At 67.1% G+C, this 19,946-nt stretch carries 18 protein-coding genes; 6 read left to right on the forward strand and 12 right to left on the reverse strand.

Going from position 1 to position 19,946, the window contains the following annotated elements; genetic code table 11:
* Nucleotides 1–7: 7 nt before the first annotated feature.
* From EYZ64_RS23645 to mgtA, 3 genes are read right to left on the reverse strand one after another with little or no spacing between them, the layout of a single operon-like run.
* Nucleotides 8–1,750 carry an ABC transporter permease gene (locus EYZ64_RS23645; RefSeq protein ID WP_135457231.1) on the reverse strand — a complete coding sequence of 581 codons (1,743 nt, stop codon included), beginning with the start codon at nucleotides 1,748–1,750 and terminating at the stop codon, nucleotides 8–10.
* Nucleotides 1,751–1,756: 6 nt separating this feature from the next.
* Nucleotides 1,757–2,473 carry an MgtC/SapB family protein gene (locus EYZ64_RS23650; RefSeq protein WP_135457233.1) on the reverse strand — a complete coding sequence of 239 codons (717 nt, stop codon included), beginning with the start codon at nucleotides 2,471–2,473 and terminating at the stop codon, nucleotides 1,757–1,759.
* A gap of 30 nt (nucleotides 2,474–2,503) precedes the next feature.
* A complete protein-coding gene (gene mgtA / locus EYZ64_RS23655; RefSeq protein ID WP_135457235.1) occupies nucleotides 2,504–5,140 on the reverse strand; it encodes a magnesium-translocating P-type ATPase in 2,637 nt (878 codons plus the stop codon).
* Between the two features lie 268 nt (nucleotides 5,141–5,408).
* Here mgtA and EYZ64_RS23660 point away from each other — a divergent pair, with 268 nt between their 5' ends.
* A complete protein-coding gene (locus EYZ64_RS23660) occupies nucleotides 5,409–5,750 on the forward strand; it encodes an ArsR/SmtB family transcription factor (protein WP_135457237.1) in 342 nt (113 codons plus the stop codon).
* Nucleotides 5,751–6,025: 275 nt separating this feature from the next.
* Here the strand turns inward: EYZ64_RS23660 and EYZ64_RS23665 are convergent, their stop codons facing one another.
* Nucleotides 6,026–6,877 (reverse strand): glycine betaine ABC transporter substrate-binding protein, encoded by an 852-nt coding sequence (locus EYZ64_RS23665; protein ID WP_135457239.1) that lies wholly within the window; start codon nucleotides 6,875–6,877, stop codon nucleotides 6,026–6,028.
* A gap of 8 nt (nucleotides 6,878–6,885) precedes the next feature.
* Nucleotides 6,886–8,097 carry an NAD(P)-dependent malic enzyme gene (locus EYZ64_RS23670; protein ID WP_135457241.1) on the reverse strand — a complete coding sequence of 404 codons (1,212 nt, stop codon included), beginning with the start codon at nucleotides 8,095–8,097 and terminating at the stop codon, nucleotides 6,886–6,888.
* A 133-nt stretch (nucleotides 8,098–8,230) separates the two neighbouring features.
* Between EYZ64_RS23670 and corA the strand changes: the two genes are divergently transcribed.
* A complete protein-coding gene (corA, locus tag EYZ64_RS23675) occupies nucleotides 8,231–9,334 on the forward strand; it encodes a magnesium/cobalt transporter CorA (RefSeq protein ID WP_135457243.1) in 1,104 nt (367 codons plus the stop codon).
* Nucleotides 9,335–9,340: 6 nt separating this feature from the next.
* On the opposite strand, the gene EYZ64_RS23680 is transcribed toward corA, so the two are convergent.
* From EYZ64_RS23680 to EYZ64_RS23705, 6 genes are all read right to left on the reverse strand, one after another.
* Nucleotides 9,341–9,961, reverse strand: a complete 621-nt coding sequence (locus EYZ64_RS23680; protein WP_135457245.1) for a suppressor of fused domain protein — start codon at nucleotides 9,959–9,961, stop codon at nucleotides 9,341–9,343.
* The gene (locus EYZ64_RS23685) at nucleotides 9,958–11,253 is read right to left on the reverse strand and encodes an ABC transporter ATP-binding protein (RefSeq protein WP_135457247.1); all 1,296 of its coding nucleotides are present in this window, start codon (nucleotides 11,251–11,253) and stop codon (nucleotides 9,958–9,960) included. The genes EYZ64_RS23680 and EYZ64_RS23685 overlap by 4 nt, the downstream gene beginning before the upstream one ends.
* Nucleotides 11,254–11,257: 4 nt before the next feature.
* Complete coding sequence (locus EYZ64_RS23690; RefSeq protein WP_210115690.1) at nucleotides 11,258–12,082, reverse strand: carbohydrate ABC transporter permease; 825 nt, start codon at nucleotides 12,080–12,082, stop codon at nucleotides 11,258–11,260.
* A gap of 8 nt (nucleotides 12,083–12,090) precedes the next feature.
* Entirely contained in the window at nucleotides 12,091–12,981 is an 891-nt protein-coding gene (locus EYZ64_RS23695; protein ID WP_135457251.1) for a carbohydrate ABC transporter permease, read from the reverse strand.
* Entirely contained in the window at nucleotides 12,978–14,375 is a 1,398-nt protein-coding gene (locus EYZ64_RS23700) for an ABC transporter substrate-binding protein (protein ID WP_135457253.1), read from the reverse strand. The genes EYZ64_RS23695 and EYZ64_RS23700 overlap by 4 nt, the downstream gene beginning before the upstream one ends.
* 160 nt (nucleotides 14,376–14,535) lie before the next feature.
* A complete protein-coding gene (locus tag EYZ64_RS23705) occupies nucleotides 14,536–15,042 on the reverse strand; it encodes a YflT domain-containing protein (RefSeq protein WP_135457255.1) in 507 nt (168 codons plus the stop codon).
* A gap of 126 nt (nucleotides 15,043–15,168) precedes the next feature.
* Here EYZ64_RS23705 and EYZ64_RS23710 point away from each other — a divergent pair, with 126 nt between their 5' ends.
* Nucleotides 15,169–15,861, forward strand: coding sequence for a DUF4190 domain-containing protein (locus EYZ64_RS23710; RefSeq protein ID WP_135457257.1), 693 nt, complete (start codon nucleotides 15,169–15,171; stop codon nucleotides 15,859–15,861).
* 41 nt (nucleotides 15,862–15,902) lie between these two features.
* Here EYZ64_RS23710 and EYZ64_RS23715 read toward each other — a convergent pair whose 3' ends face one another.
* Nucleotides 15,903–16,868, reverse strand: a complete 966-nt coding sequence (locus EYZ64_RS23715) for an HpcH/HpaI aldolase/citrate lyase family protein (RefSeq protein WP_135457259.1) — start codon at nucleotides 16,866–16,868, stop codon at nucleotides 15,903–15,905.
* 25 nt (nucleotides 16,869–16,893) lie between these two features.
* On the opposite strand from EYZ64_RS23715, the gene EYZ64_RS23720 reads away from it, so the two are divergent.
* The 3 genes from EYZ64_RS23720 to EYZ64_RS23730 form a co-directional block, all read left to right on the forward strand.
* Nucleotides 16,894–18,180 carry a magnesium transporter MgtE N-terminal domain-containing protein gene (locus EYZ64_RS23720; protein ID WP_135457261.1) on the forward strand — a complete coding sequence of 429 codons (1,287 nt, stop codon included), beginning with the start codon at nucleotides 16,894–16,896 and terminating at the stop codon, nucleotides 18,178–18,180.
* Entirely contained in the window at nucleotides 18,177–18,722 is a 546-nt protein-coding gene (locus EYZ64_RS23725; protein ID WP_135457263.1) for a DUF1003 domain-containing protein, read from the forward strand. The genes EYZ64_RS23720 and EYZ64_RS23725 overlap by 4 nt, the downstream gene beginning before the upstream one ends.
* Before the next feature lie 146 nt (nucleotides 18,723–18,868).
* Nucleotides 18,869–19,946, forward strand: a 1,078-nt coding sequence (locus EYZ64_RS23730) for a lytic transglycosylase domain-containing protein (RefSeq protein ID WP_286175328.1), incomplete at its 3' end; no start/stop codon positions are given.

A 19,946-nucleotide genomic window follows, 5' to 3' on the forward strand; every position in this document is an offset into this window, starting at 1 on the left:
TTTCATTTCAGGACAAGGAGAATCGGCGTTCGGACAAGGTGTACAGGCGACGCCAGAACAGCCGGTTGGTCGCGACCACGTACATGCTCATGACGATCACGCCGACGAGGATGCGACCGCCGTCGCCTGCCGCGGTCGCATGGGTGATGTAGGCACCCAGACCGGTTGCGGTCAGCGTGGTGCCGTTGAAGCTGACCACCTCGGCCACGATGGACGCATTCCAGGCCCCGCCCGCGGCAGTGATGCCGCCCGTGACGTAGCTCGGGAAGATCGCGGGAAGAATCAGCTTGCGCCACCACAGCATTCGCGGTAGCCGGAGATTGGCGGCGGCCTCGCGCAGGTCGTTGGGGATCGCGCTGGCCCCCGCGATGACATTGAACAGGATGTACCACTGCGCACCGAGTGCCATCAACAGGATGCCGCCGATGTTCAGGCTGATGCCGGTGAACAGCAACACCGCGGTGACCAGAGGGAACAGGAAGTTCGCCGGAAACGACGCCAGCACCTGGACCACCGGTTGCGCCAGCCGGGACACCTTGGGGTTCAATCCGATCCACACCCCCACCGGAACCCAGATCGCGGTCGCGACCGCCACCAGCACCACGACCCGGGCAAAGGTGGCCAGCCCGAGTAGCAGTGCATCGCCGACCTCGCCGAGACCGACGGTGCTCGAGATGAAACCGATCGCGCGATAGCAGCCGTACCCGATGAGTACCGCCAGAACGACCCCGAACACCCAGTCCCCCAACCGGCGCCGGGCCATCGCGGTCCGTAGTGGGCGCTCGGCGATGCCGAACACCGACATCACCCGATCCATCGGGTAGACCAGAAAACCGAGCGGACGTCCCACCAGGCGCGAGACATTCGACCGGCGCAACACGTCCAGGGTGATACTGCGTGGCGCCTGCGCCGCCTCGGAATCCTCCATCCGGAACCGTTCCACCCAGGCCGTGAGCGGGCGCCAGAACAGCACGTTCACCCCGACCACCATCACGATCATCACCGAGATCGCCACCAGCACCTTGTTCAGTTCACCTGCGTCGCTCGCGGCGGCGACGAACGCGCCGATACCCGGCAACGCGAATTCGTGGTTGTTGACGCTGAGCGCCTCGGCCGCGGTGAGGAAGAACCAGCCGCCGCCGAAACTCATCATGCCGTTCCACACCAGCGGGATCATGCCGCCGGGCAGATCCGCCCGCCAGAACCGTTGCCACCGAGACAGTCTCAGCAGCCGACAGGCCTCATCCAGCTCACGCGGCTGCGATTTCAGCGAGTAGTAGAACGAGAACGTCATGTTCCAGGCCTGCGACGTGAAGATCGCGAAGATCGCGGCGCATTCCAGCCCGAGCTCCGAGCCCGGGAACAACGCGATGAAGCCGGTGATGGTAATCGACAGGAAGCCCAGGATCGGCACCGACTGCAGGATGTCCAGCAGTGGGATCAGCACCTTCTCGGCCCGCCGCAAGCGTGCCGCGGCGGTGGCGTAGACGAAGGTGAACACCAGCGACAGCCCGAGCGCGGCGAACATGCGCAACAGCGACCGGCCCGCGTAGTACGGCAGATTCGCCAGATCGGTGGACACCGAGGACGGGGCGGAGGTCACCTGCCACGGCACTGCGGCGCTCTGCACGAGCCGCACGACCACCCACAGCACCGCGGCCGCGCCGACGAACACCAGCACGTCGGCAGCCACGCTGCGGGACGGTCGCGACAGGGCGCCGCGGGTCGGAAAGGTTTGTGTCACAGCCATATCGCCTCAGTCCTGATCCTCGTTGGTCTCTGGTTCGTCGATCTGCCACCGCACACTGATCACCGACGGCTCGAACGACAACCGGCTGACCGCCGTCTCCATGCCCTTGTCGTCACGCCCGGGTGCCCTCAGCGTCGCGCACACCTCAACCCGGTCGCCGTCGGCCATGTGCGTGCTCTGCACCGATTGCAGCGCAAAATCGGTGCGGGACAGTGCATCTACCAGAACTGTGCGCACGTGCGCCTCGGCGCTGTCGGCTGCCATCGCGCGGAACGTGTAGGTGGTCGGGGTCTCGGTCCCGGTGTCGGGCTGCCGGTCCACGAACATCCCGACCGGCCGCAGGATCACGTGCACGGCGACCACGACACCGGCACCGGCGACCGCCTCGACGTACATGCCGGCCCCCGCCAGCGCACCGACCGCCGCCGAACACCAGAGGGTGGCCGCGGTGTTCAGCCCGCGCACGGTCAATCCCTCGCGCAGGATCACCCCGCCGCCGAGAAATCCGATACCGGACACAATCTGGGCGGCCACCCGTGTCGGGTCAGCGGTGGCACCGGCGAAGCCGTGCGCCGAGAGCAACACGAAAAGCGTGGCCCCGGCGGCCACCAGCGCATTGGTGCGCAGCCCCGCCATACGCGCCCGGTACTGGCGCTCCAGTCCGATCAGTGCCCCCAGGCCCACCCCGGTCCCAAGGCGCAGCAACATCTCCGCAGTCGTCATCCTGCGCTCGCTTTCGAAATCGTGAAGGAATTACAGCCAGCTACGGTGCCGGCGAAGGTACCTGCGCTTGACCACGTGCGCGGCGAGTCCGTACGCCGCCACGACCGCGGTCAACCACAGTGCGTATGTCATTGGCAACGGACTCATTTGGAGCAGACCGGCCAACGGGGTGAACCCGAGGACCAGACCCACACCCGCCACGACGGCGGCTGCCGCCACCACGATGCGGGCGGGACGCGCGCCGCGCCACGGCGCCATTGTCGAGCGCAGCACCAGCACCACCGCGAGCTGGGTCAGCAGGCCTTCGACAAACCAACCGGCATGGAACATCGCCGGGTTCTGGCCGGCCCCGAAGATCCACCACAGCGCGGCGAATGTGGCCAGGTCGAACATCGAGCTCAGCACACCGAAGACCACCATGAAGCCGACCAGGCCGTCCGACGGCCACCGTCGCGGCGCACGCAGGTAGTCACGCTCGACCCGGTCCCACGGCAAGGCCAGTTGTGCGGTGTCGTACAGCAGGTTCTGCACCATCAACTGGATGGGCAGCATCGGCAGGAACGGCAGGAGAACACTTGCGGCGACGACCGACAACACGTTGCCGAAGTTCGACGCGGCGGTGATCTTGACGTACTTCATGGTGTTGGCCAACGTGCGCCGGCCCTCGACCACGGCGCGGGCCACCACTTCGAGATCCTTGTCCAACAGGATCACGTCGGCGGCGTCCTTGGCCGCGTCGGTGGCGGTGTCGGCGGCGATCCCGGCGTCGGCGGTGCGCAACGCCGCGACGTCGTTCACTCCGTCACCGAGAAAGCCGACAGCACAGCCATTTTGGCGGAGCGCGGACACGATCCTGACCTTGTGCCCCGGCCCCAACTCGGCAAACACCGACGTTCCGGTCACCACCGCGGGTAACCTGTGGTCGCCGATCCGGTCGATCTGGGTACCGACCAACACCCGCTCCGGGTCGACCCCGACCTGGCCGGCGACCTGCCGGGCGACGATCGCGCTGTCGCCGGTGAGAATCTTCACCTCGACGCCGCAGTCGGCGAGCCGGCCGACAGCGGGCGCCGCGCTGGCCCGTACCGGATCGACGAATCCCACGAATCCGGCCAGTATCAGGTCGGTTTCGTCGTCCTCGCGGTAATGCTCCAGGCGGGCGGGTCCCGGCTTGACCGCCACGGCCAGCACCCGCATCCCCTGCCTGCGGTAAGCCTGAACGAGATCGTCGGCCTCCAGCCGGACGTCGTCGCCCAGCGCGACATCCGCCTGCTCCAGCCACACCCGCGAGCAGCGCGGCAGCACCCGGTCGGGATCACCTTTGCAGATCAGTACATGCTCATCCGGCTGGCGCTGCACCACCACGCTGGAGCGGCGGCGCGCAGGGTCGAAGGCGATCTCGTCGACCTTGTCGAAAGCGGCCTCGGCCAGCAACGGCATGCCGTGTTCGGCCAGCATCTCGCACATCGCGGCGTCCAGCCGGTCGTGCGACTCATCGGCGAAAAATGATGCGAGGTAGGCGAACTCGGCAACCCCGTGATCGATCCGGCCGGTGACGTCGATGCTGTTGGCGTAGACCACCCGGTCCTCGGTGAGGGTTCCGGTCTTGTCGACGCACAACACCTCCACCGCACCCAGATCCTGGATGGCGTTGAGCCGGCTCACCACCACCCGGTCGCGGGCCAGCCGGGTGGCACCCCGTGCGAGATTGGAGGTGACGATGACGGGCAGCATCTCCGGGGTCAGGCCGACCGCCACCGCCACCGCGAACATCGCTGCCTGGGACCAGATTCCAGAGACTGATCCGTTGACCACGAACACGATCGGGACCAGCACCAGCATGAACCGGATCAGGGTCCAGCCGACGGTGCGGACCCCGATGTCGAAGCTGGACTCCGTGCGCACGCGAGCGGCGTCGCGCGCGAGCGATCCGCCGTAGGTCTGACTTCCGGTGGCCACCACCACCGCGGTACCGCTTCCCGCGACCACGGCCGATCCCGCGAAGCACAGGCTGGCCGATTCGATGATCCCGGTGCCGGCCGCGGCGCCGTCGGCCACCGAGGCGCTCTTGCGCACCGGCAGCGCCTCACCGCTGAGCACCGACTGGTCGATGAGGAGGTCGGTGCAGGACAGCAGCCGCAGATCGGCTGCCACCACGTCGCCGGCCCGCAGCGTCACGACGTCGCCGGGCACCAGGTCGCTCACCGGCACTTCACGCTCGAGCGGTTCCTCGGATTCGTCGGCCCGGCGGCGCACCGTCGCGGTGGCCGATGCCAGGGTGCGCAGCTGTCGCGTCGCCCGTACCGTCCGCGTCTGCTGCCACAGCCGCAGCCCGACCGCGAGGACCACCATTACGGCCACGGTGATGGATCCGCGCGGGTCACCGACGGCCACGAAGATCGCGGCGAGTCCGCTGAGCAGGGCGACGAACGGACTGCGCAGTGCCGCGGCGAGCCGCGCGAAGAAGCCGTCCTCGGCGGCTGCTGGGAGGTTCTCGCCTTGGCGGTGCAGCCGTTCAGCCGCCTGCGCTTCGGTCAGTCCCCGCGGCGTCGCGTCCATCTGCTGGAACACCGTGAACACCGGCGCCTCGGCCAGTTCGCGCAGCGGCATCACGTCGCCGACCGCGTCGAGACGGCCCGCACTGCGGTGAATCCCGGGTGAGGTCATGATCCGGTCCTTATCGCGTCGGAGGCTCCTTGGGTGGGGTTTGTGCTCCGCGCGGACCGAGGCCGGCTAGACGGACTGCAACAGGTTGCGCTGCGTCCGTGCGCGGAGGCGGGTACTACTTCCCTCGACCATGTGGTCCACCTCCAAGCCGCCGTTCGCCGCGGGTGCGGCGTCGCAGTCCAGTAGAACCCAAGACATCCGAACAGTCAAACGCTTGCACAACTGTTAGAAATCCGTCAGCCTGGCAGATGCCACCGAGAGGAGTTCCGTGCCCGACCCCACGCCAGCTGACGACGAGCTTCCGCCGCGGCTGTTGCAAGACACCGCGGCCACCTTCGGGTTGCTGTCCGCGCCCGTACGTCTGCACATCCTGTGGCTGCTCTCCCGCGGCGAACAGGACGTCGGCACCCTGGCCGACAAGACCGGACAGAGCCTGGCCACCGTGAGCCACCACCTCGGCAAGCTCAAGCTGGCCGGCCTGGTGCGCGCCCAACGGCACGGCAAGCGCCAGGTCTACGTCGCGACAGACCCGCGCGTACTCGCTGTCATCCGAGAGGCGATCGGCGGGCACGCCGACCCGGACATGCCGCTGCGCATCCGCCACGCCTGAGCCTGACAGCAGCAGACACCGGTACCGGCCCTGTGCGCCCGGTATGCGGTGGCGCAGGTGTCACAACGCAGGCGCGTGCTGCGCTTCGCGACTCTGGACCTGCTTTCCAGCGTTGCCCCGCAACGGATTTCACGATGGCGGCAGGTACCCGCACTGCTGTTGGTGTGCTCGTTCGCGGTGTTCACCGTCGGACTGGCTGGGAGTGATGGTCCTGGTGCCGGCCACTGTGGCCGGATTGGTCATCACCCGGCGCCTGCCCGGCTGACCGGGAAGGCTCAGTGACCCAGCGGGTTGGCCTGGAGGAACGCATCGGCCACCGCACCGGGATCCTTGCCCTCGGCGACCTGCCTGCGCATATCGGCCAGTGACCCCGTGTCGAGGACACCGGCGATCTCGTTGAGAGCCAGGATCTGGCGCTCGTCGAGCGTGTTGCGGCGATACAGCGGCACCACGTTCTCGCCGCGGATCAGGGACGTCTTGTCAGCCAACACGGTCAGGTCCGACGGGATGGCAGGATCGGCCGTCGTCGACCAGGCCGCGTTGATCTTGCCGGCCCGCAGGGCCACGAACAGGCTCTTGTCATCAGGGAACACGAGTGCCGTGGGCAACGTGCACGACCCGACTGCCGCGGGCACACGCATCGACGCCACGGCACCCGGCCGGGCCTTGGCACAGTTACGGCGCAGCGCGCTCAGATCGGTCCCACCCCACGCCGTGGCCGTGGCCGTGGTGACCACCAGCGCGGGCTTGTCCTGCGCCGACATGGTGTAGTCGCCGGCCGCGACACCTTCGGGTAGCGCCGACAGCAGATCCCGGTAGACCTGTTCATCCGCGCGTGCCGTGGCGCTCGGATCGAGCTCGGTCAGAAACCTGCCGGTGAACCCCGGCTGCACCGTCACCGATCCGGAATCCAGCACGCCGGGGACGCCATCGGTGTCGGTCACCACCGCCGGGGTGCCGTAGTAGCGCAGCGCCGCCGCGTAGAGATGACCGAGCAGCACCGACTCGGGCGCCGGACCCGCCCCGACCGCAAGAGCGGCCGGGGCCGAGTTGGACACGCATCCCCCCAACACCGGTGCCACCAGCGCCAACAGCAGCAGTAGTGCCGACGCCAGGGTGCGGCGCATTCGTGAGCTCAGGACTCTGCGGGGTCAACCGCCGCCGCGACCGCGGCCGCAACCGCAGGGCCGACCCGCGGATCCAGCGCACTGGGCACGATGTGGTCGACGGCCAGATCATCGCCGACGACGGAGAAGATCGCCTCGGCAGCCGCCACCTTCATCTTCTCCGTGATGCGGCGGGCGCCGGCATCCAGTGCACCGCGGAATACCCCGGGGAAGGCCAGCACGTTGTTGATCTGGTTCGGGAAGTCGCTGCGCCCGGTCGCCACGACCGCCGCGTATTTGCGGGCGGCGTCCGGGTGGATCTCGGGATCCGGGTTGGACAGTGCGAAGACGATGCCGTTGGGCGCCATCGTCGCGATGAGCTCCTCGGGCACGACGCCGGCCGACACCCCGAGGAAGACGTCGGCGCCCTCGAGCGCCTCGGCCACACCGCCGGTGAGCTTGCGCGGGTTGGTGCGCCCGGCCAGCTCCGCCTTGAAGGCATTGAGGTTGTCCCGGCCGGAGTGCACGATGCCCTGCGAATCGAGCACGACGACGTCGGCGATGCCCTTGTTCAGCAAGATGTTTGCGCAGGCGACACCCGCCGCACCGGCACCCGAGATGACCACACGCAATGCATGGATGTCCCGCTCGAGCACCTTGGTGGCGCCCAGCAGCGCGGCCAGCACCACGATCGCCGTGCCGTGCTGGTCGTCGTGCATGACCGGGCAGTCCAGCGCCTCGATGACCCGGCGCTCGATCTCGAAGCACCGCGGGGCCGAGATGTCCTCCAGGTTCACCGCGCCGAACGTCGGACGCAGCCGGATCAGGGTTTCGACGATCTCGTCGGGATCCTTGGTAGCGAGCACGATCGGGATCGAGTTCAGCCCTCCGAAGGACTTGAACAGCGCGCTCTTACCCTCCATGACCGGCAGCGACGCCGCGGGGCCGATGTCGCCGAGGCCCAACACCGCGGTACCGTCGCTGACCACCGCGACCAGGCGGTTGGCCCATGTGTACTTGGCGGCAAGGGTGTGATCAGTGGCGATCGCCCGGCTCACCTGGGCGACGCCAGGGGTGTAGGCGATCGACAGCGCACGCTGGGTATCCAGCGGCTCCTTCAACTCGACCGAGAGCTTTCCGCCTTCGTGATGATCGAAGATCTCGGCGTCTTCGATGACAACTTGCGGGGTGCGCTCCGCTGACGAGCGCTCGGACGAGGAGGCGACTGTACTTTCCGACACGGCGCAAGGGTACTTCAATGCCAATTCTCACAGGGGCGGGTTCCCCGCTGGTGAGCGTTACTTAACAGTAGGTACGCGTACCATTCGTTGTGCTGATCAGGTTGCTGCACATCGCGCAGGAAGGCCGGAAACGATGCCCACATTCCGCGCCTTGCCACCGGCCCTGCGGGCCACGGCGAGGACCCGGCCCGCAGACCCGGACGCCAGGACGATCCACGTTCCGGTGGCGCGGGCCATGGTCGATTGCGGTGTCTACAGCGGTGGCGACCGGCTGCCCGGCAAATACACCCACGCGGCGGCACTGAACAAGGTCCGCGAACTGCAGGCCGCAGGCGAGAAGGCGTTCGTCTGGATCGGCCTGCACGAACCCGACGAATTCCAGATGCAGTCGGTGGCAGACGTTTTCGGCTTGCACGAGCTGGCTGTCGAGGATGCTGTGCACGCCCACCAGCGTCCCAAGCTCGAACGGTACGACAAGACCCTGTTCCTGGTGCTCAAGACCATCAACTACGTCGAGCACGAGTCGGTGGCGCTGGCCCGCGAGATCGTCGAGACCGGCGAGATCATGATCTTCGTCGGGCCGGACTTCGTGGTCACCGTGCGGCACGGCGAGCACGGCGGACTGGCCGGGGTCCGGAAACAGCTCGAATCCTCGCCCGCCATCCTCAAACTCGGACCATTCGCCGTCATGCACGCGATCGCTGACCACGTGGTGGACAGCTACCTCGACGTGACCGACTTGATGGAAACCGACATCGACGCCATGGAGGAGGACATCTTCTCCCCCCGCACGCACACCAACATCGAGTGCATCTACCTGCTCAAGCGGGAGGTCGTCGAGATGCGCCGTGCCGTGGCGCCGTTGACGCTTGCGCTGGCCCGGTTGCTGACCGACCACAACGACCTGATCTCGGTCGAGGTGCGCAGGTACATGCGCGACGTGCACGACCACAATGTGCAGGCCTCCGACCGCGTCACGAGCTACGACGAGATGCTCAGCTCACTGGTGCAGGCCGCGCTCGGCAAGGTCGCCATGCAGCAGAACGTCGACATGCGCAAGATCTCGGCGTGGGTGGCGATCGCCGCGGTACCCACCGCGATGGCCGGGATCTATGGGATGAACTTCGAACACATGCCCGAATTGCAGTGGACGTGGGGCTATCCCGCCGTGCTTCTGGCGATGGCCACCATCTGCTTCGTGCTGTACCGCACGTTCCGTCACAACGATTGGCTCTAGCCCGGATCAGCTTGGGCTGGCGGCCCTACGGGTCGGATCGAGCACGTCGACCCCGTCGGTCTGCCACGCCTCGCGCATCGCATCCGCACCCTTGAGCCGCACCCAGGCAGCCTCGGTGGCAGTGATCGGCGTGGCCGAGAGCACCGTCACCGGAGACAGCGGGTCGGGCAGGACTACCTCGCCGATATCGCTGGGGCCCAACAGGAATGCACTGAACGGTGCGGAGTCGAACAACTGCGTCTCCAGGTCGACGAGCGCGTCGGCCTCCAGGATCAGCCCCTCCACGGCGGGTGCGGCAGCCAGGACGGCCAGCGACCGGGCCAGCCCGCCGGGGGTCGGCCCCCGCAGCGACAGCACCACCTCGGCCCGGGGACCGTGGATCGGATCGGAGACCAGCTCAGTCGGATCGAACATCGGGTGCCGCGAACAGCCCAGCGTCACATAGTGATACAGATCCCTGCCAGAACTGTCGGTACCCCCGGCCCGCAGGTCCGGCCCGAACCGCAGCACATCGATGCGCTCGGTTCCCAGGAAGGTGACGCTGGCGCTGACAGGTTCCGCGGTGATACCCGCCGCATCGAAGTGCTCGACCACATGGGCGCGAACCGCAGCCAGGACGTCGATCACTCTTCTGTCGGTTCTCCGGCCGATTCGGCCGATTCGGCGGGTGCAGCTGCCTCGGATGCCTCGGGTGCCTCGGCTTCTTCGGTCTCGGGCTCCTCGGGCTCCTCGGCCGCCACGGGCTCGGTACGGGTCAGGTTCGCTCCGGTTTCGGCATCGAAGATCACCAACTTTGAGGTGTCGAACGCCAACTGGATCTGCTGACCATTGGCCACCGTGGATTCTGCCGACACCCGAGCCACGAACTCGTTGACACCGCCCCCGGAATCGGCGGCCAACTCGGCGAGCTGCGCCGCCTCGGCGCCGGCACCGTCGATGGTGAAGTGCACGTACTTGTCCGCACCGAGCGATTCGACGATGTCGGCACGCACTCCGAAGCTCAGCGCCCGGATCCGGGCGTACCCGTCGAGCAGCGACGCATCCTCCAGGTGCTCGGGCCGGATTCCGACGATGATGTTGTCGGGTTTGGGCTGACGGTCCAGCAGATCGTGCACCTGCGGCGTCAGAGTGACGTCGCCGAACGGCAGCCGCACCCCGACGTCGGTGAAGGTGGCCGGGAAGAAGTTCATCGCCGGGGATCCGATGAAACCGGCCACGAACAGGTTCGCGGGGTTGTTGTACAGCTCGTCAGGCGTGCCGATCTGCTGGATCTCGCCGGCCAGCAACACCACGACGCGATCCCCCAGCGTCATCGCCTCGGTCTGATCGTGCGTCACGTAGACCGTGGTGGTGCCCAGCCGGCTCTGCAGCCGCGCGATCTCGGCACGCATCTGCACGCGCAGCTTGGCGTCCAGGTTGCTCAACGGCTCGTCCATCAGGAATGCCTTGGGGCGGCGCACGATCGCCCGGCCCATCGCCACCCGCTGACGCTGCCCGCCGGACAGCTGGGCCGGCTTGCGGTCGAGCAGTTCGGTCAGGTCGAGGATCTTGGCGGTCTCTTCGACCTTGGCCGCGATCTCGTCCTTCTTGAGCTTGGCCAAGGTCAACGGGAATGCGATGTTCTGGCGCACCGTCATGTGCGGGTAGAGCGCATAGGACTGGAACACCATCGCGATATCGCGGTCCTTGGGCGCCTTCTCGTTGACCCGCTCGCCCCCGATGCGCAGCTCGCCCGACGAGATGTCGTCAAGCCCGGCAATCATGTTCAGCGTGGTCGACTTACCGCAGCCCGACGGCCCCACCAGGATGATGAACTCGCCGTCGGCGATGGTCATCGAGAACTCTTTGACGGCTTCTCTGGTACCGCCTGCACCGTCGGGGTAACTCTTGGTGACCCGGTCCAACACAATTTCGGCCATCCAATTACCCCTTTACCGCACCGGATGTAAGGCCAGCGACGATGCGCCGCTGGAAGATGAGAACAAAGATAATGATCGGGATGGTGATGACCATCGCGCCCGCCGCGATCGACCCGGTCGGCTCCTCGAACTGCGAACTGCCGGTGAAGTTCGCGATCGCCACGGGTGCGGTGATCGCCCGCTGCGTCGCGGTCAGCGACAACGCCAGGAGCAGGTCGTTCCACGCGAAGATGAAGACCAGGATGGCCGCGGTGACGATGCCCGGGGCCGCCAACGGCGCGATCACCTTGCGGAAGGCCTGGGCCGGAGTGGCCCCGTCCATCTTGGCGGCCTTCTCCAGATCCCATGGGATCTCCCGGAAGAACGCCGACAGTGTGTAGATCGCCAGCGGCAGTGCGAACGTGATGTAGGGAATGATCAGCCCGGGCCACGTGTCGAACAACCCGATGCTCCGCCACAGGTTGAAGATCGGGGTCACCAGCGAGATCTGCGGGAACATCGCGATCAACAGGGCTACGCCCACCAACAGCTTCTTGCCGGGAAAATCCAACCGTGCCACGGCGTAGGCGGCCATGCCGCCGATCGCCACGGCGATCACCGTGGTGATCAGACCGATACCGATCGAGTTGATCAGTGCCGAGGTGAAGATGTTGCCACTGAAGATGCCCTTGTAGTTGTCGAACGTGATCTTGGTCGGAATCAGCTTGCCGTCCTTGACGCTTGACGTCGGTTTCAACGACAGCGACAGGATCCACAACACCGGTACCAACGCATAGAGCACCACCAGGATGTTCACGATCGTCCACCCGGTCGCGCGCCGCGCACCCACTCGCTCGGTCATCGGTGTCCCTCCACGTCTGCACCGGGCGCCGACGCACCGAAGATCTTGATGAAGATGAACGCGATGATCGCCACCGACAGGAAGATCAACACGCTGATGGCCGAACCCAATCCGAGGTTGAATGCCTTGAACAAGTTGTCGTACCCCAGGATCGACACCGACCCGGTGTTGTTGGCACCTCCGGTCAACACATAGATGTTGTCGAAGATCCGGAACGCGTCGAGGGTCCGGAACAGCAGCGCGACCAGGATGGCCGGTTTGATCAGCGGCAGAATCACTTTCACCAACCGCGTCCAGGCTCCGGCGCCGTCGACCTGGGCAGCGTTGAGCAGATCCTGCGGCACCAGCGCCAGGCCGGCGAGCAGCAGCAGCGCCATGAACGGGGTGGTCTTCCACACTTCGGCGAGCACGATGATGGCCAGCGATGGCAGCTGCTCGGTCAGCGGGGCGCTGCCGTCGGGTAGCAGGTTCGCCAGGTAACCGGTACCCGGCGTCCAGGCGTAGTACCAGCTGTAGGAGGCCGCCACCGTCACGATCCCGTAGGGGATCAGCACCGCGGTACGGACCACACCCTTACCGAAGATGGTGCGGTGCATGACCAGTGCCAGCGCCATGCCGAGTACGAACTCTATGGTCACCGAGACGACGGTGATCGCCAGCGTCACCGCGAACGCCGTCCACCAGTAGCGGTCGGTGAGGATGGTCTGGTAGTTGGCGAACCCCACAAAGGCGGTGTCGTCCGGGGCCGCCAGGTTGTAGCGCTGCAGGCTCAGCCACACCGCATATCCGATGGGGTACGCGGTCACCGCAATCATCAGAATCACGGCGGGCGCGATCAGCGCGAACGCCAACTTGCGTTCGGACGTGCGGTTGTCGGTGCGGCTCATGGAATCAGCCCCTTGCCGTCGATGGCCTTCTGCACCTGTTCGGTCAGCTCATCGGCGGTGTGCTCCGGATCGATGTCGGTGATCGGGGCCAGGGTGGCCGAAATGCGGGTGGACACAGCCTGATACACCGGGGTCGCGGGACGCACCGCGGCGTTGGTGAGCTGCTCACGGATGATCGCGTACTGCGGGTACTTGGCCTGGAACGCCGGATCGTCGTAGAGCGACTCGCGCACCGCGGGCAACCCGCCCTCGACCGAGGTGTAGCGCTGGTTCTCGACGTTGCGCAGGCATCGGATGGCTTCGAAGGCCTCGGCCTTGTGCTGGCTGGTCTTGGCCACCGCGAGGTTCAGCCCGCCCAGGGTCACCTTGGCCGGCTCCCCCTCGCGCACGCCCGGATAGTTGGCGAACCCGAACACATCTTTGCTGGCCTCGTAGGCAGACTCGAACTGTTCGTCCGTGGGCGAGAAGGTGCCCAGATCGTTGATGGCCCCGGCGAGGTCGGCACGCTCGTTGAGCGGCAGGAAGTTCACTCCGCCCTTCACTGCGTTCTCCAGCAGCGAGGGCAGCACGAACGGCCAGTTGACCTCGAGGGCGGCCTTGCCCTGCTCGAGTGCGAGTCGGGCAGTCCCCTCATCGGTCTGGGTCACCGACGGATCGGCGCCGGGCGCAGTGGCAACCGACTTGATGATTTCCAGCGCCTTGACCGTCGCCGCACGATGCTCCGGCGTATCGGTCAGCGTGACGGTCTTCCCGTCATCGGAGAGCACCTGCCCTCCCGCACTGGCCAGCAGGGTGTTGAACCACACCACCAGGCCCTCGTACTGCTTGGCCTGCACCGCAATCCAACTGGGCTTGCCCGCTGCGTGCAGGCGGTTCGCCTCAGACACCATACCGTCCCAGGTGGACGGCGGCTCAGCCATCAAATCGGCTCGGTACCAAAGCAATTGGGTGTTGGTGGTGATCGGTGATGCGTACAACTTGCCTTGCCAGCGGGCGGTCTCCAGCGGACCGGGCAGGGTGTTGTCCAGCGCGTCGGATTCCGCCTCACCCGCCGGATCCTCTGATAGCGGGACCGCCCAGCCCGCCTCGGCGAACTCGGCGGTCCACACCACGTCGAGCGCCATGATGTCGAGGGTCTTGTCGTTACCGGTCAGCCGCCGGGCCAGCTGCAACCGTTGGTCGTCAGCACCTTTCGGCAAACTCACCTGCTTGATGGTGAAGCGGTCGCCGAGTTCGGAGTTGCAGCGTTTGGCAACGGCGGTGAAAGTCGCCATCTCGTTGGCCGGCGTGTAGTAGTTGATGACGATCCCGTCATCGGCCTTACCACACGCAGACAGCACCGAGGCCGTCGTCAACGCGGCCACTGCCGCAGCACATAGCCGCCGAGCGCGCACCGCTGTGCCTCCCGTTCGCATTCGATGTCGCCGCCAGAGCGGCTCCCGCGCGCAAACCGTAGAGCTCTGCCCGCTTATGTGCAACAGTTTGGGCGTGCCGCGTCACAATCGTGACCTGCGGACATTTGCCACCGCGGCCGGCCCGCGGCCGCATATGAGGTCAGATCGTCAAGCGCGCCAGCAGATCCCGACCCTGCTCGGCACTCTGCGGATCGCACAGAACGTCGTAGCGGCCTGCGACCAGCTGCATCGTCGAACTGAAATCTCTTGTGCCGCGAGCCATCGCATAAGGGATGGCCGAGGTGATCAAGCCGAAGAAGACACCGGCGACCAGGCCGGTGAGCAGTGCGCTCCACGGGTTGGGGCTGAAGAAACCCAGGATCAGGCCGATGAACAAGCCGAGCCAGGCACCCGACAGCACACCACCGCCGAGCACCTTGGGCCAGCTCAGCCGACCGGTGACCCGCTCGACTTGCATGAGATCCACCCCGACAATCGTCACCTGCTGCACCGGGAACTGTTGGTCGGACAAGTAGTCGACGGCACGCTGGGCCTCCGCGTACGTCGGGTAGGAACCGATTGGCCAGCCTTTGGGCGGCGTCGGCAACGCGCCGCGCGCAGCGGGCGCGGCGCCCGGTGTCTGACCGGACTGAAATGGGCTCGTCATCGATCTTCACTCTCCTCCGCACCGCCTGCTCGGCGGCGGCTCTCGTTACAGCAACGCCCTGGCACCGGATTTGGTGCCGCAGTCACGCGACCGGGGCGTTGCCGTCCGTGCGCTAGGTTGATCAGCATGACAAACCCGGACGGCAACGCGGGCGAAACGCCGCCATCCGACCCCGGCTCCCAGCCGTCGGAACCGTTGTCCGGCGGCTACGAAGCACCTTCCATCGAGCATTCCCAGGATCAGCCGCACAGCGGCGGGGCGCAACCGTCCTACGAGCTGGGACCGCAGAGCTACGAGGCCAGCCCGCCGTATCCGCCCGCGATCGACTATCCCGCGGACATCCCACACGACTACGCGCCGCCACCGCCGTACCCGGGCGCGGCCGGCTATCCCCCGCCCTATCCCCCGCCAGTGCCCGGGTATCCGCCTCCGCCGGGTTACGGCATGCCGGGATACCCCGCGTACCCAACCGGCCCCGGATACCCCGGCGGCTACGGGATGTCGCCGTCGGGCACGACCAACAGCGTGGCCATCGGATCGCTGGTGGCCTCGATCATGTCGCTGCCACTGCTCGCGATGTGCGCGATCGGACTGCTTCCCGCCCTGGTCGGAATCGGTCTCGGGATCACCGCGCTGAACCAGATCACGCGGAGCGAGCAGGCGGGCTTCGGTCCGCAGGGCGGGCAATCCGGCTTCGGTCCGCAGGGCGGACAATCAGGCCGGGGCCTGGCAATCGCCGGCATCATCATCGGCGTGCTCGGCACCCTCCTCAACGGGGGCTGGATCCTGTTGTTCCTGATCGGCATATCCTCCACGTAGCAGGCCGCATCGAATTGCGGTGCGGCACTGCACGACCCGCCTCAGCTCGGCGGCCGGAACGGTTCGGCCAGCCGAGTCATCCCAGCCGCCCGGCCCTTGCCTGCGACCACCAGCGCCATCTTCCGGCTGGCCTCGTCGATCATCTCGTCGCCCAGCATCACCGCTCCCCTGGCCCCACCGGCGTGCGAGGTGTGCCATTCGTAGGCGTCGAGGATCAGCTCGGCATGGTCGTAGTCGGCCTGGCGTGGGCTGAAGATCTCGTTGCCCGCCTCGATCTGGTCCGGATGCAGAACCCACTTGCCGTCGTAGCCCAGCGCGGCTGAACGGCCGGCCACCCGGCGGAACCCGTCGACGTCGCGCACCTTCACGTACGGCCCGTCGATCGCGTTGATACCGCGGTTGCGCGCGGCGATCAGGATGCGCATCAGCACGTGGTGGTGGGCGTCGCCGATGTCGTATCCGTCGGGCTGCCCACCGACCTCCAGGGTGCGCATGTTGAGGCTGGCCGCCATGTCCCCGGGGCCGAGCACCAGCGCCTGCACGCGTGGGGCCGCCGCGATGGCGTCGATGTTGGTCAGTCCCTGCGCGTTCTCGATCTGCGCCTCGATGCCGATCCGGCCGGGTTCCAGGCCGTGGGTGGCCTCCAGCTGGCTGAGCAGCAGATCGAGGGCCTGGACATGGGCCGCCTCGGTCACCTTCGGCAACACAATCAGGTCCAAGTCGGTGCCGGCGGCCGCAACCCCGGTGACCACCTCGATCACATCGGCGTAGGTCCACGGTGTGGTCCAGTCGTTGACCCGCACCCCGCGCAGCTGGCCGGCCCAGCCGTCGTCTGCCAGCGCCGCCGCCACCTGCGTACGGGCCGATTCCTTGGCCTCGGGAGCGACCGCATCCTCCAGGTCCAGGAACACCTCGTCAGCGGGCAGGCTTTTGGCCTTCTCGATCATCTTCAGGCTGCTTCCCGGAACCGAGAGGCACGTTCTACGGGGTCGATACGTGTTCTCCACGACAACACTCTCTACCCTTTGACTCATGGCGGCGGTGAACAGGGTCTACGCGGCCCGGCTAGCGGGGATGGTGGTGCTGGGTCCCGACGGGGAGTCTGTCGGCCGTGTCCGCGATGTGGTGATCAGTATCAGCATCGTCCGCCAGCAACCGCGGGTTCTCGGCCTGGTCGTCGAATTGCTCACCCGGCGAAGGATTTTCGTTCCTATCCTGAGGGTCACCGCGATCGAACCGGGTTCGGTGACACTGGCCACCGGCAGTGTGTCGCTGCGCCGCTTCGCCCAACGCCCCGGCGAGGTGCTGGTGTTGGGCCAGGTGCTGGAGACCCGGGTGCGGATCGACGATCCGGATCTGGAACAGCTGGCCGGAATCGACGTCGTGGTAGTCGATCTGGGCATCGAACAGACCCGGACCCGGGACTGGGTGGTGACCCGGGTGGCGGTGCGCCCACAGCGACGTCTGGGGCGGCGCAGCAACATCCACGTCGTCGAGTGGCAGAACGTGCACGGGCTGACCCCGTCGGGTCTCGCGATGCCCGACCAGGGCGTGGCCTCGCTGCTCGAGCAGTTCGAGGGTCAACGCCCGGTCGAGGTGGCCGAGGCGCTCCGCGAACTGCCGGTCAAGCGGCGCTACGAGTTGTACCGGGCCTTCGACGACGAGCGTCTGGCCGACGTGCTGCAGGAGCTGCCCGAGGACGAGCAGGCAGCGGTGCTGCGCCAGCTGAAAACCGAACGCGCGGCGGACGTCCTCGAAGCGATGGATCCCGACGATGCTGCCGACGTCCTCGGCTCCATGACCCCGGCCGACGCCGAGGCGCTGCTGCTGGAGATGGACCCCGAGGACTCCGAGGATGTGCGACGGCTGCTGGCCCACTCACCCGACACCGCGGGCGGTCTGATGACCAGCGAGCCCGTGGTCCTGGCGCCTGACAACACCGTCGCAGAGGCGCTGGCGCGGGCACGCGACCCGGACCTCACGCCCGCTCTGGCCTCGATGGCCTTCGTCACCCGGCCGCCGACCGCCACTCCGACGGGTCAGTACCTGGGCTGCGTCCACCTGCAGCGACTACTGCGAGAACCCCCTTCCGCCCTGGTGAGCGGCATCATCGACACCGACCTGCCGAGTCTGAGCCCGGACGATTCGCTCGCCGCGGTGACCCGCTACTTCGCCGCCTACAACCTGGTGTGCGGGCCGGTGCTCGACGAGGAGAACCACCTGCTGGGTGCGGTGTCGGTGGACGACGTGCTCGACCACATGCTGCCCGACGACTGGCGGGAACGCGATGAACCCGAGCTGCCGGTGGCGGGCTCATGAGCGAATCGACCGCGCGCCAGCGGCTTGACACGCCGCGCACGCGCCGCAGCTTCGGGTTGCGCGTCGACGTCGAAGCTGTCGGCCAGGTGGGAGAATCCGTCGCCCGGTTCCTCGGCACCGGCCGATATCTGGCGATCCAGACGATCTTCGTATTGATCTGGATCGCGCTGAACATCGGCGTCTTCGCGTTTCAGTGGGACCCCTACCCGTTCATCCTGCTCAACCTGGCCTTCTCGACCCAGGCCGCCTATGCCGCCCCGCTGATCCTGCTGGCCCAGAACCGGCAGGAGAACCGGGACCGGGTCTCGCTGGAGGAGGACCGGCGCCGGGCCGAGCGGACCAAGGCCGACACCGAGTACCTGGCCCGCGAGCTGGCGTCGCTCCGGCTGGCGGTGGGCGAGGTCGCGACGCGCGATTACCTGCGCCGCGAGTTGGAAGAACTGCGCGATCTAATCACCGAACTCACCTTGCCGGCCGATACCGAGCGCGCAGTCGCGAGCAAAGCCGACGGCGGCGAGCGCAGGTCCAAACGCAGTGGTTGATCTCGCTGTCAACGATTGTCGTAACAACAGAAACCAGGACTATGTATGGTGACTTGGTTCACAACATGGTATTTGGCCAAAGCTGACCTAAGGACGGGTAAGTGCGCGTAGGGGGAGGAGCGGTGATCGCCACCGCTCGGCGCCGGATGAGCCAGCTTGTGCGCTCACCTGCGCTCGGCGTAGCCGTCCTGGCCCCCATCGTGCTGGTCGCCGGCGCCGGATCGGCCGCCCCGGGTGCCGGCGTGTCCAACACCGCCGTCACTCCGCTGGCCTCTGTCGAACCCCAAATCGACCGCTCGGGTCCCGCGGTGGTCGCCGCGGCCAGGCCGCCGACGAACTTCCGCATCAAGGCGATGAACACGATTTCGGCTCCCCCGCCCGCGTTCGTCGTCAATAGCCCTGGCGCCCTTGGCATTCCAGGAACATCACTGAAGGCGTACCGCAATGCCGAACGGATGATGGCCGCGGCCTACCCCGGCTGCGGCATCAGCTGGAATCTGCTCGCCGGTATCGGGCGGATCGAATCCGGGCACGCCAACGGCGGCGCCACCGATGCCCGCGGCACTGCCGTCCGCCCGATCTACGGCCCGGCACTCGACGGCACCTTGCCCGGCAACGAGATCATCATCCAGAGCGCGCAGGCCGGACGGGTCTCGTACGTCCGGGCCATGGGGCCGATGCAGTTCCTGCCCGGAACCTGGGCCCGCTACGCCTCCGACGGCGACGGTGACGGCAAGGCCGATGTGCAGAACGTGTTCGACTCGGCGCTGGCCGCCGCCCGTTACCTGTGCAGCGGTGGGCTCAACCTGCGTGATCAATCCCAGGTCATGACGGCCATCCTCCGGTACAACAACTCGGTGGCCTACGCCCGCAACGTCCTGGGCTGGGCCGCGGCGTATGCCACGGGCGTGGTGCCGGTCGACCTGCCCGAGATCACCGGGTCCATTCCGCCGATCGGCGATTCCCATCTGGACCACGCGGAAGGCCTCGGCCCGGGACTGCCCGCGGATGCCACCGGGCTCCCCGCAGGCGATCCGCTGGCCTTGATTCCGCTGCTCAACCGCAATGAGACCGGTACCCAGAACGTTCCCGGTTTCGCCCCCGGGCAGGTGCTCGGCCCGTTGCCGGGTCCGGCGCAGGCCATCCCGTCGGAGACGCCGGCCGCCCCGCCGCCGTGGGTCCCGCCGTGGGAGCAACCGCGTCAGCCCGCGTGTGTGGTGTTCT

Origin of the sequence: Mycobacterium sp. DL99, assembly GCF_004762045.1 — a bacterium.
Lineage (GTDB): Bacteria > Actinomycetota > Actinomycetes > Mycobacteriales > Mycobacteriaceae > Mycobacterium.